The sequence below is a fragment of the Escherichia sp. KTE96 genome, from assembly GCF_000408525.1.
GTDB classification, from domain to species: domain Bacteria; phylum Pseudomonadota; class Gammaproteobacteria; order Enterobacterales; family Enterobacteriaceae; genus Escherichia; species Escherichia marmotae.
The window spans coordinates 2,113,409-2,126,536 of sequence record NZ_KE137149.1; the positions used below are offsets into that span (position 1 = coordinate 2,113,409).

At 50.9% G+C, this 13,128-nt stretch carries 8 protein-coding genes; 4 read left to right on the forward strand and 4 right to left on the reverse strand.

The window, feature by feature from the left end:
* Positions 1–46: 46 nt before the first annotated feature.
* On the forward strand, positions 47–3,154 hold the full coding sequence (gene bcsC / locus A1WG_RS04815; protein WP_016242621.1) for a cellulose synthase complex outer membrane protein BcsC: 3,108 nt from the start codon (positions 47–49) through the stop codon (positions 3,152–3,154).
* A 142-nt stretch (positions 3,155–3,296) separates the two neighbouring features.
* On the opposite strand, the gene pflA is transcribed toward bcsC, so the two are convergent.
* The 4 genes from pflA to ycaO form a co-directional block, all read right to left on the reverse strand.
* Positions 3,297–4,037: a pyruvate formate lyase 1-activating protein gene (gene pflA, locus A1WG_RS04810; protein WP_000111043.1), complete on the reverse strand. Its 741-nt coding sequence runs from the start codon at positions 4,035–4,037 to the stop codon at positions 3,297–3,299.
* 191 nt (positions 4,038–4,228) lie between these two features.
* A complete protein-coding gene (pflB, locus tag A1WG_RS04805) occupies positions 4,229–6,511 on the reverse strand; it encodes a formate C-acetyltransferase (RefSeq protein ID WP_001292821.1) in 2,283 nt (760 codons plus the stop codon).
* Positions 6,512–6,565: 54 nt separating this feature from the next.
* On the reverse strand, positions 6,566–7,423 hold the full coding sequence (focA, locus tag A1WG_RS04800) for a formate transporter FocA (RefSeq protein ID WP_000642551.1): 858 nt from the start codon (positions 7,421–7,423) through the stop codon (positions 6,566–6,568).
* Between the two features lie 406 nt (positions 7,424–7,829).
* Positions 7,830–9,590: a 30S ribosomal protein S12 methylthiotransferase accessory factor YcaO gene (gene ycaO / locus A1WG_RS04795; protein ID WP_001516111.1), complete on the reverse strand. Its 1,761-nt coding sequence runs from the start codon at positions 9,588–9,590 to the stop codon at positions 7,830–7,832.
* Positions 9,591–9,719: 129 nt separating this feature from the next.
* Between ycaO and A1WG_RS04790 the strand changes: the two genes are divergently transcribed.
* The 3 genes from A1WG_RS04790 (at position 9,720) to aroA (ending at position 13,052) form a co-directional block, all read left to right on the forward strand.
* Positions 9,720–10,412, forward strand: a complete 693-nt coding sequence (locus tag A1WG_RS04790) for a DUF421 domain-containing protein (RefSeq protein WP_000642842.1) — start codon at positions 9,720–9,722, stop codon at positions 10,410–10,412.
* A 197-nt stretch (positions 10,413–10,609) separates the two neighbouring features.
* Positions 10,610–11,698, forward strand: coding sequence for a 3-phosphoserine/phosphohydroxythreonine transaminase (gene serC, locus A1WG_RS04785; protein ID WP_000057146.1), 1,089 nt, complete (start codon positions 10,610–10,612; stop codon positions 11,696–11,698).
* Positions 11,699–11,768: 70 nt separating this feature from the next.
* A complete protein-coding gene (gene aroA / locus A1WG_RS04780) occupies positions 11,769–13,052 on the forward strand; it encodes a 3-phosphoshikimate 1-carboxyvinyltransferase (RefSeq protein WP_000445220.1) in 1,284 nt (427 codons plus the stop codon).
* Positions 13,053–13,128 lie beyond the last annotated feature (76 nt).

Below are 13,128 nucleotides of genomic sequence, written 5' to 3' on the forward strand. Positions count from 1 at the left end.
TTCTGTTTCTAATAAAAAGTGAGTTAACACCTGATTGAGGCCAGGCATGTACAAATTCACCCTAAATTTGCTCACACTATCCCTTGTTTTGTCGATGCTGTCGATGGCGGAAGCTGCGCCAACTGCTCATCAGTTGTTGATGGCGCAGGTTCGGTTAGGCGAAGACACTCACCGCGAAGATCTGGTCGAGCAATCGCTTTATCGTCTTGAATTGGTGGAACCCAATAATCCAGATGTCGTTGCGGCTCGTTTTCGCTATCTGCTGCGAAGGGGAAATATTGACGGTGCACAAAAACAACTTACCAGGCTTTTCCTGCTCGCACCGGATTCAAAAATATATCAAGCATCGCACACGGCTATGCGACTTTCCTCGCCTGATGGCCGTCAGGCACTGCAAATGGCACGTTTACAAGCTATCTCCGGGCGTCACAAAGAGGCTATTGCCAATTACGACAGGCTATTTAATGGGGCACCGCCAGATGTCGAAATGGCGATGGAGTACTGGAGTACAGTGGCGCAAATAGCATCCCGTCGCAACGAAGCGATTAGTCAGTTGAGAATACTTAATAATGATAACCCTGACACTGGTGCAATATTGGGGGCGCTGGGCCAGGCGTATTCCCAGAAAGGCGATCGCGCGAATGCGGTGGTGAATCTGGAAAAAGCCCTCGCGCTGGACCCGCACAGCAGCAACAATGACAAGTGGAACAGTCTGTTGAAAGTGAACCGCTACTGGCTGGCGATCCAGCAGGGTGATGCTGCGCTGAAAGCCAATAATCCAGAGCAGGCCGAACGGTTGTTCCGGCAGGCGCGCAGTGTTGATAACGCCGACAGCTATGCAGTGCTGGGACTGGGTGATGTGGCAATGGCGCGCAAAGATTACCCCGCCGCAGAACGTTATTATCAGCAGACGCTGCGCATGGACAGCAGCAACACCAACGCCGTGCGCGGACTGGCGAATATTTATCGCCAGCAGTCACCGGAAAAAGCCGAAGCGTTTATTGCCTCGCTCCCGGCCAGCCAGCGGCGCAGCGTTGATGACATCGAACGCAGCCTGCAAAACGATCGTCTGGCACAGCAGGCGGAGGCACTGGAAAATCAGGGCAAATGGGCGCAGGCGGCAGCGCTTCAGCGGCAACGGCTGGCGCTGGATCCCGGCAGTGTATGGATTACTTACCGGCTGTCGCAGGATCTCTGGCAGGCCGGGCAACGTAGCCAGGCCGATACCCTGATGCGCAATCTGGCACAGCAGAAACCAGACGATCCGGAGCAGGTTTACGCTTACGGGCTGTATCTCTCCGGTCACGATCAGGAGCGGGCGGCGCTGGCGCATATCAACAGCCTGCCGCGCGCGCAGTGGAACAGCAATATTCAGGAGCTGGTTAATCGGCTGCAAAGCGATCAGGTGCTGGAAACCGCTAACCGTCTGCGGGAAAGCGGCAAAGAGGCCGAAGCGGAAGCGATGCTGCGCCAGCAACCACCTTCCACGCGCATTGACCTCACGCTGGCCGACTGGGCGCAGCAACGGCGTGATTACACCGCCGCCCGCGCTGCGTATCAGAATGTCCTGACGCGCGAGCCGAATAACATCGACGCCATTCTTGGCCTGACGGAAGTGGATATTGCTGCAGGCGACAAAGCGGCAGCGCGCAGCCAACTGGCGAAACTGCCCGCCACCGATAACGCGTCGCTGAACACGCAACGGCGTGTGGCGCTGGTGCAGGCACAGCTTGGCGATACCGCGGCGGCGCAGCAGACGTTTAACAGGCTGATCCCACAGGCAAAATCTCAACCACCGTCGATGGAAAGCGCGATGGTACTGCGCGATGGCGCGAGTTTTGAAGCGCAGGCGGGGGAACCGCAGCAGGCGCTGGAAACCTACAAAGACGCAATGGTCGCATCCGGTGTGGCGACAACGCGTCCGCAGGATAACGACACCTTTACCCGTCTGACCCGCAATGACGAGAAGGACGACTGGCTGAAACGCGGCGTGCGCAGCGATGCGGCGGACCTCTATCGTCAGCAGGATCTCAACGTCACCCTCGAACATGATTACTGGGGTTCGAGCGGTACTGGTGGCTATTCTGATCTGAAAGCGCACACCACCATGTTGCAGGTGGATGCGCCGTATTCCGACGGGCGAATGTTCTTCCGCAGTGATTTCGTCAATATGAACGTTGGCAGTTTCTCCGCCGACGCTGAGGGTAAATGGGATAACAACTGGGGCACCTGTACGTTACAGGATTGTAGCGGCAATCGCAGTCAGTCGGATTCCGGTGCCAGCGTTGCTGTCGGCTGGCGCAATGACGTCTGGAGCTGGGATATCGGCACCACGCCGATGGGCTTCAACGTGGTGGATGTCGTTGGCGGCATCAGTTACAGCGACGACGTGGGGCCGCTTGGTTACACCATTAACGCCCATCGTCGCCCCATCTCCAGTTCCTTGCTGGCCTTTGGCGGGCAAAAAGACTCCCCGGGCAACACCGGGAAAAAATGGGGCGGCGTGCGTGCTGATGGCGTGGGACTAAGCCTGAGCTACGATAAAGGTGAAGCGAACGGCGTCTGGGCATCGCTTAGCGGCGACCAGTTAACCGGCAAAAATGTCGAAGATAACTGGCGCGTGCGCTGGATGACGGGCTATTACTATAAAGTCATCAACCAGAACAATCGCCGCGTCACCATTGGTCTGAACAATATGATCTGGCATTACGACAAAGACCTGAGTGGGTACTCACTCGGTCAGGGCGGTTACTACAGCCCGCAGGAATACCTGTCGTTTGCCGTACCGGTGATGTGGCGCGAGCGGACGGAAAACTGGTCGTGGGAGCTGGGGGCGTCTGGCTCGTGGTCGCATTCACGAACCAAAACCATGCCGCGTTATCCGCTGATGAACCTGATCCCGACTGACTGGAAAGACGATGCAGCCGGCCAGACCAACGACGGTGGCAGCAGTCAGGGCTTTGGCTACACGGCGCGGGCATTACTTGAACGCCGCGTCACATCCAACTGGTTTGTCGGTACGGCAATCGATATCCAGCAGGCGAAAGATTATGCGCCCAGCCATTTCCTGCTCTATGTACGGTATTCCGCCGCCGGATGGCAGGGCGACATGGATTTACCGCCGCAGCCGCTGATACCTTACGCCGACTGGTAACGAGCTAGAATCAGAAGATTACGACGCGGAAATTAAGTCGAGCAAGCCAGCGTTGAGAATGCTCCTAACGCTGGCTTACTGATTATCACTAACAGGAGGGGAGCCAAAATTGCAGGGCGAAATTCAACCTGCACGTGATGTTTTAGAACATCACTTTATGACCATACTGCTCAAGAATGCCTTTCACGCGCTCCATGGTCTCTTTCTTCGGTGGTTTCACGCCATCGAGTTTGTACTCTTCGCCCATCGCCACCCATTTGTGTTTGCCCAGCTCATGGTAGGGGAGGAGTTCGATTTTTTCGACGTTACCCATATCACGGGTAAATTCACCAAGACGGTGGGCGGAATCGTCGTCGTCAGACCAGCCAGGTACTACGACATAACGGATCCAGACTTTCACATTTTTGTTCGCCAGATATTTGGCAAACTCCAGCGTTCGGTGGTTGGAAACGCCTACCAGATTTTGGTGGATCTCGTCGTTCATTTGTTTGAGATCAAGCATTACCAGGTCGGTTACTTCCAGCAGTTCATCAATCACCGGATCGTAACGACGAACAAAACCGTTGGTGTCCAGACAGGTATGAATGCCTTCTTTTTTGCAGGCGCGGAACCAGTCACGAACAAACTCAGCTTGCAGAATTGCTTCGCCGCCAGATGCGGTAACGCCGCCACCTGAAGCGTTCATAAAGTGGCGATAGGTCACCACCTCTTTCATTAAATCTTCAACGGTAACTTCTTTACCGCCATGCGTGTCCCAGGTGTCGCGGTTATGACAATACAGGCAGCGCATCAGGCAGCCCTGGAAAAAGGTGATAAAGCGAATACCCGGGCCGTCTACGGTTCCACAGGATTCAAAGGAGTGAATGCGACCAATAACTGACATTGCGGTGTTTCTCCAGATGTGGCCCATCTGAGGCCGTGTTGGTGCGCAGCTCGAAGGCTACGTCGAGTCTGTTTTGGCAGTCACCTTAAAGTATAGATAGCTGACAAAAAAGGCTCTCTTGCTAAAAAAGGCCCCACTTTCGTGGAGCCTTTATTGTACGCTTTTTACAGTACGATTTCAGTCAAATCTAATTACATAGATTGAGTGAAGGTACGAGTAATAACGTCCTGCTGCTGTTCTTTAGTCAGCGAGTTGAAACGTACTGCGTAGCCAGATACACGGATGGTCAACTGCGGATATTTTTCCGGGTTTTCCATTGCGTCGAGCAGCATTTCACGGTTCATCACGTTTACGTTCAGGTGCTGACCACCTTCGATGGACGCTTCGTGGTGGAAGTAACCATCCATCAGACCAGCCAGGTTGGTCTTACGAACTTCGTCGTCTTTACCCAGTGCGTTCGGAACGATAGAGAAGGTGTAAGAGATACCATCTTTAGCGTAAGCGAACGGCAGTTTAGCAACGGAAGTCAGAGAAGCTACAGCACCTTTCTGGTCACGACCGTGCATCGGGTTAGCACCCGGTCCGAACGGTGCGCCAGCACGACGACCGTCTGGGGTGTTACCGGTTTTCTTACCATACACAACGTTAGAAGTGATGGTCAGAACAGACTGAGTCGGGATAGCGTCACGGTAGGTGTGCAGTTTCTGAATTTTCTTCATGAAACGTTCTACCAGATCAACAGCCAGGTCATCTACACGCGGATCGTTGTTACCAAACTGCGGGTATTCGCCTTCGATTTCGAAGTCGATAGCCAGACCGTCTTCGTCACGAATCGGTTTAACTTTCGCATATTTGATTGCAGACAGGGAGTCAGCAGCAACGGACAGACCAGCGATACCACACGCCATGGTGCGGATAACGTCACGGTCGTGCAGCGCCATCAGAGCGGCTTCGTAGCTGTACTTGTCGTGCATGTAGTGGATGATGTTCAGTGCAGTGATGTACTGTTTAGCCAGCCAGTCCATGAAGTGATCCATGCGCTCCATCACTTCATCGTAGTTCAGGACGTCGCCTTTGATCGGTTCAGATTTCGGACCAACCTGCATTTTCAGTTTTTCGTCAACGCCGCCGTTGATTGCGTACAGCATGGTTTTCGCCAGGTTTGCACGCGCACCGAAGAACTGCATTTGTTTACCAACGATCATCGGGCTTACGCAGCAAGCGATAGCATAGTCATCGTTGTTGAAGTCCGGACGCATCAGGTCATCGTTCTCATACTGCAGAGAAGAGGTGTCGATGGACACTTTAGCGGCGAATTTCTTGAAGTTCAGCGGCAGTTTTTCAGACCACAGAATGGTCATGTTCGGTTCCGGAGACGGACCCATGGTGTACAGGGTGTTCAGGAAACGGAAGCTGTTTTTGGTAACCAGCGTACGACCGTCGAGACCCATACCACCGATAGATTCGGTTGCCCAGATCGGGTCACCAGAGAACAGTTCATCGTACTCCGGAGTACGCAGGAAGCGAACCATACGCAGTTTCATGACCAGGTGGTCAACCATTTCCTGCGCTTCTTGTTCGGTGATTTTACCAGCTTTCAGGTCACGTTCGATGTACACGTCCAGGAAGGTGGAGGTACGACCGAAGGACATTGCAGCACCGTTCTGAGACTTAACAGCAGCCAGGTAGCCGAAGTAAGTCCACTGGATAGCTTCCTGAGCATTGGTAGCCGGACCAGAGATGTCGTAGCCGTATTTAGCAGCCATTTCTTTCATCTGACCCAGAGCGCGGTGCTGTTCAGCGATTTCTTCGCGCAGACGAATGGTCTGTTCCAGGTTTACGCCGTTTTCCAGATCAGCCTGCAGAGAGGTGAACTGTGCCAGTTTATCTTTCATCAGGTAGTCGATACCGTACAGCGCAACGCGACGGTAGTCACCGATGATACGACCACGGCCATAAGCATCTGGCAGACCGGTCAGAACACCGGATTTACGGCAACGCAGGATGTCCGGAGTGTAAACGTCGAACACGCCCTGGTTGTGAGTTTTACGGTATTCAGTGAAGATTTTTTTGATCATCGGATCCAGTTCGCGGTTGTACGCTTTGCAGGAACCTTCGATCATTTTGATACCACCGAACGGGATAAGAGCACGTTTCAGCGGAGCTTCAGTCTGCAGACCAACGATTTTCTCAAGCTGCTTGTTGATGTAGCCAGCGTCGTGAGAGGTGATGGTGGAAGCAACAGCGGTGTCAAAGTCAACTGGCGCGTGAGTGCGGTTTTCCAGTTTAACGCCTTCCATTACTTTGTCCCACAGGGTAGTGGTCGCTTCAGTAGCGCCAGCCAGGAAGGACTCGTCACCCTCGTACGGAGTGTAGTTTTTCTGAATGAAGTCACGGACGTTTACTTCATTCTGCCAGTCACCTTTGGTAAAACCTTCCCAGGCTGTGGCTAACTTTTCATTAAGCTCGGACATGTAACACCTACCTTCTTAAGTGGATTTTTTATTTACTGCGTACTTCGACAGCCATTAATGGTTGTCGTTTTCACGCAGATAAATGACCCAGTATGTCAACCCAACCAACAAACCACCGCCGATAATATTGCCGATCGTAACCGGAATCAGGTTATCAGTGATGAAGTTCATCACGGTCAGGTGAGAAAAATTTTCCGGTGCTGAACCGACTGCGGTCCAGAATTCCGGTGTAGCGAAGTCGCGGATTACAATACCCATCGGGATCATAAACATGTTTGCGATACTGTGCTCAAAACCGCTGGCAACAAACATCGCGACCGGCAGCACCATGATAAACGCTTTGTCCATCAGGCTGCGGCCAGAATAGCTCATCCATACCGCCAGGCATACCATCAGGTTAGCCAGGATACCGAGGCAGACGGCCTCAATAAAAGTATGGTGCACTTTGTGGTCGGCGGTTTGTAGGACGTTCAGCCCCCATTGACCATTGGCGGTCATATACTCGCCGGAAAGCCACATTAAAAGTACAAATAACAACGCGCCGACCAGGTTGCCAAAATAGACATTCAGCCAGTTTTTCGCCAACTGGCCCCAAGTGATACGCCCACTCGCCTTGGCAACAACAATCAACACGGTAGAAGTAAAGAGATCGGCACCGCAGACAACACAAAGAATCAGCCCCAGAGAGAAGCAAATGCCGCCAACCAGTTTTGCCATGCCGAAGGGCATTGTGCCTGTGCCAGTGGTTGCTGTGATATAGAAGACGAATGCGATTGAGATGAAAACACCGGCGGTAATCGCCAGATAGAAAGTCTTAAGCGGATGTTTCGTTGCTTTATAGACACCTGCCTCTTCGGCCACTTTGGCCATTGCTGCAGGAAGTAAAAGATCAAAAGGGTTGTCAGCTTTCACACTAACTCTCTCTTTATTAAGTCGGCGACGAGATACTAACAAAGCATTATAGATGAGAAATTGATATAGATCATATCTCGCCTGGCTTATAGGCCCGTAAGTCGCATGGTTTTTATGCAAATACGGAGTAAGTATTTGATTATCCAAATAAAAATAAATTTTAAAAATTAACAAATGAGTTGAATTTTTTCCGCATCCTCCGCTAAAACAGTTAATTAAAAGGGGGGCATCAGGCAAATAAAGTAACAATATCGATCGTATTTATTAAATATAAATTACCGATATTTAACTTTATAATTACAATTATTTTATTAATGCAAATATATGTAAAGCGGGGCATTAAAAAAACGCCCCGTAATATAACTCAGACTAATCATTAAGCCTACATTGCGTAGGCTATTTGATTTTATTTTGTCCAGAATGCCGCTTTGGCGTGTTGCAGTTTTTCGTAAGCTTTCAGCAGTGACTGATGTGCGGCAAACGCATGTAGATCGTTGTCTACCGGTTGCAGGCCATAAAACGCGGCTTCGCCACTCATGGCTGCGCTGGCAGCTTCTACCGCATCAGCACCGTACATGCGAACAAACGCGTTCAGATATTGCAGTGGCTGACGATCTTCTTCCTGAGCAAGCAGTAGTAAGGTTTGCAGGCAGCGATAATAGTTCGCGCGCTCCGGGCTGAACACCGATGAGTTAAACTCCATCGTCCATTCGGTCCAGACCAGAGCCTGTTCCAGGTCGCCACCAGCCAGCGCCAGCATGGCTTTCAGTTCACCGATACGCAGGGTATACCAGCCGTTGTCCGACCCCGTTGCCAGACCCAGCAGCTCACGTACGCGGGTAAAATCGTCAAAACCTTCTTCATCCAGTTGCTCGATGAGGTTCAGGTAATCTTCTTTTTCCCATTCACTGCCTGGCAGCGACAGAATCGTTTCTCGTAAATGGCTGCCCATACTGTTATTCGCCATCCACAAATCTTCTGCCGGATAAATATCGGACATGCCCGGCACGATAATACGGCAAGCGTAGACACCCAGATGCTCATAATCAGCAATATAAACGTCTTTACCTTCCTTATTGAAGATAGCCATCAGCGTGGCGAACTCTTCTTCAGTGGTGCCGGAGAAATTCCAGTCGACAAACGGATAATCGGCATCCTGCTTGAACAGATCCCAGGAGATCAAACCGCTGGAATCAATAAAGTGCGTTTCGAGGTTGGTATGTTCAGCTACTTCTTCATCGTCGAAGGTTGGCGGAGTAAATACATCCAGGTCCTTCAAACTGCGGCCCTGCAGCAGTTCAGTCACGGTACGTTCCAGTGCAACGCCAAAATCAGGATGTGCGCCGAAAGAGGCAAAGCAAGTGCCGTTAGCCGGGTTGAACAGTACCACGCAGATCACCGGATACTGACCGCCAAGCGAACCATCATAAGCAAAGATTGGGAAACCTTCCGCTTCCAGCGTTTCGATGGCTTCAACCACCGCCGGATAACGTGCCAGCACATCAGCCGGGATCTCTGGCAGGCTGATGCTTTCAGCGATGATGCGGTTTTTCACATAGCGTTCAAAAACTTCGGATAATCCCTGGACGCGCGCTTCGTTGCGGGTATTACCAGCGGACATACCGTTGGAAACATACAGGTTACCGATAATATTCATCGGAATATAAACGGTTTGATTGTCGGACTGGCGAGTAAACGGCAGGCCGCAAATACCGCGATCTTCATTACCGGATTGCAGATCAATCAGCATACTGCCGGTCAGTTCATTCTCCGGGTCGTAAAATGCCCTCAGACGGTCATCAAGCAGGCCTTCCGGCACATCGTCGTTTTCGGTCAGTGGGAACCATTTTTCGTTGGGATAATGCACGAACGGGCCGTTGGCGATGGTTTCGCCCAGCCAGAAATCAGCAAAAAAGTAGTTAGTAGAGAGACGCTCGAAATATTCACCGAGGGCAGAAGCCAGCGCCGCCTTTTTGGTTGCGCCTTTACCGTTGGTAAAACATAGCGCGCACTCTTTATCGCGGATGTGTACAGACCAGACGTTAGGCACCGGATTCAGCCAGGAAGCTTCTTCAATTTGAAAACCGAGGTCGGAGAGTTTTTGCTGGAAGCGAGCGATGGAATCTTCCAGAGCGGCATCTTTGCCGGGGATAAATGTTTGTGTCATGAAAATCACTTTAGTCGTACGGAAAGCGCGCAATAATACGGGTTTTATCGCAAAGGCGCTATCACCGCCGCCATGCCGATGAACTGTTGACTATGCTTTTAGTGGATAAACCACGATAAGAGCATAAAAATGAAGGCGTTCGATCTCCACCGTATGGCATTCGATAAAGTGCCTTTTGATTTCCTTGGCGAAGTTGCCCTACGCAGTCTCTATACCTTTGTGTTGGTCTTTCTGTTCCTCAAAATGACCGGAAGACGCGGCGTGCGGCAAATGTCGCTGTTTGAAGTGTTAATCATTTTGACACTAGGGTCGGCGGCTGGGGATGTGGCATTTTATGACGATGTGCCGATGATCCCGGTACTTATTGTCTTTATTACTCTGGCGTTGTTATATCGCTTGGTGATGTGGTCGATGGCGCACAGTGAAAAACTGGAAGATCTGTTGGAGGGTAAGCCGGTTGTCATTATTGAAGATGGTGAGCTGGCCTGGTCGAAACTTAATAACTCCAACATGACGGAATTTGAGTTTTTTATGGAGCTACGGTTGCGTGGTGTGGAACAACTGGGACAGGTTCGTCTGGCTATTCTTGAAACCAACGGGCAAATCAGCGTCTATTTCTTTGAAGATGAAAAGGTGAAACCGGGATTACTTATTTTACCCAGTGATTGTACTCAGCGTTATAAAGTGGTGCCGGAGTCGGCGGACTACGCCTGTATCCGTTGCAGTGAAATCATTCATATGGAAGCAGGTGAAAAACAATTATGTCCCCGCTGTGCAAATCCAGAATGGACGAAGGCAAGTCGGGTAAAACGGGTGACATGACAGCAAAAACAGCGGCTTTTTGACTAGAATCCGAGATATTCTGTTGTGTGACGCGGACCACATTTTTACCCGCAACAGTTTTACCCATTGCGACGCGCGTCACTGAATGATAAAACCGATAGTCACAGGAATAACGTATTACCCAGGGTCGCAATCGATTACCGTGGGTCAATAACAACGCAACGTGGTGAGGGGAAATGGCTCAAATCTTCAATTTTAGTTCTGGTCCGGCAATGCTACCGGCAGAGGTGCTTAAACAGGCTCAACAGGAACTGCGCGACTGGAACGGTCTTGGTACGTCGGTGATGGAAGTGAGCCACCGCGGCAAAGAATTCATTCAGGTTGCAGAGGAAGCCGAGAAGGATTTTCGCGATCTTCTTAACGTCCCCTCCAACTATAAAGTATTGTTCTGCCATGGTGGCGGTCGGGGTCAGTTTGCGGCTGTACCGCTGAATATTCTCGGTGATAAAACCACTGCAGATTATGTTGATGCCGGCTACTGGGCGGCAAGCGCCATCAAAGAAGCGAAAAAATACTGCACGCCAAATGTGTTTGACGCCAAAGTGACTGTTGATGGTTTGCGCGCGGTTAAGCCAATGCGTGAATGGCAACTCTCTGATAATGCTGCTTATATGCATTATTGCCCGAATGAAACTATCGATGGTATTGCCATCGATGAAACGCCAGACTTTGGTAAAGATGTGGTAGTCGCTGCCGATTTCTCTTCAACGATTCTTTCCCGCCCGATTGATGTCAGCCGCTACGGCGTGATTTACGCTGGCGCGCAGAAAAATATCGGCCCGGCTGGCCTGACGATCGTCATCGTTCGCGAAGACTTACTGGGTAAAGCGAATATCGCATGCCCGTCGATTCTGGATTACTCCATCCTTAACGATAACGATTCCATGTTTAATACGCCGCCGACCTTTGCCTGGTACTTATCTGGCCTGGTCTTCAAATGGCTGAAAGCGAACGGCGGTGTGGCTGCAATGGACAACATCAATCAGCAAAAAGCAGAACTGCTGTATGGCGTAATAGATAACAGCGATTTCTATCGTAATGATGTCGCAAAAGATAACCGTTCGCGGATGAATGTGCCGTTCCAGTTGGCGGACAGTGCGCTTGACAAGTTGTTCCTCGAAGAGTCTTTCGCTGCGGGCCTTCATGCGTTGAAAGGTCACCGTGTGGTCGGCGGAATGCGCGCGTCTATTTATAATGCCATGCCGCTGGAAGGTGTTAAAGCGCTGACAGACTTCATGGTTGAGTTCGAACGCCGTCACGGCTAATGCCGAATTTTGCTTAATCCCCCACAGCCAGACTGTGGGGTTTTTATTTCTGTTGTAGAGAGTTGAGTTCATGGAATCCCTGACGTTACAACCCATCGCCCGTGTTGATGGCACCATTAATCTGCCCGGTTCCAAGAGCGTTTCTAACCGCGCTTTATTGCTGGCGGCATTAGCACACGGCAAAACCGTATTAACCAATCTGCTGGATAGCGACGATGTTCGCCATATGCTGAATGCACTGCAGGCGTTGGGGGTGAGCTATACGCTTTCTGCTGATCGTACGCGTTGCGAAATTATCGGTAACGGCGGTCCATTACACGCAGAAAGTGCGCTGGAGTTATTTCTCGGTAATGCGGGGACAGCGATGCGTCCTCTGGCGGCGGCACTTTGTCTGGGAAGCAATAATATTGTCCTGACCGGTGAACCGCGTATGAAAGAACGCCCGATCGGTCATCTGGTCGATGCGCTGCGCCAGGGCGGGGCAAAAATCGCTTACCTGGAACAAGAAAATTATCCACCGTTGCGTTTACAGGGTGGTTTTACTGGCGGCAATGTCGAAGTTGATGGCTCTGTTTCCAGTCAGTTCCTCACCGCACTATTAATGACCGCACCGCTTGCGCCGGAAGATACGGTTATTCGGATTAAAGGTGATCTGGTTTCTAAACCTTATATCGATATCACGCTCAACCTGATGAAGACGTTTGGTGTTGAGATTGAAAATAAGCAATATCAACAATTTGTAGTAAAAGGCGGTCAATCTTATCAGTCACCGGGCCACTATTTAGTGGAAGGGGATGCATCCTCGGCGTCTTACTTTCTCGCTGCAGCAGCGATTAAAGGCGGTACGGTAAAAGTGACTGGCATTGGACGCAACAGTATGCAGGGTGATATTCGCTTTGCTGACGTACTGGAAAAAATGGGGGCGACCATTAGCTGGGGCGATGATTATATTGCCTGCACGCGTGGTGAACTGAACGCTATCGACATGGATATGAACCATATTCCCGATGCGGCGATGACTATCGCTACGACGGCGCTATTTGCTAAAGGCACTACCACGCTGCGCAATATTTATAACTGGCGCGTTAAAGAGACGGATCGTCTGTTTGCGATGGCGACCGAATTACGTAAGGTCGGCGCAGAAGTGGAAGAGGGATATGATTTCATTCGCATTACGCCGCCAGAAAAACTGAAATTTGCCGGGATCGCCACTTATAACGATCACCGAATGGCAATGTGTTTCTCGCTGGTAGCATTGTCAGATACGCCGGTGACGATTCTTGATCCTAAATGTACGGCTAAAACATTCCCGGATTACTTCGAGCAACTGGAACGTATTAGCCAACCAGCCTGAACGAATATCAGGCAATAAATAGACAGATCTTTCTTTATCAAAACGTCGGTTTATTGTCGGCGTTTTTTTTCGGACA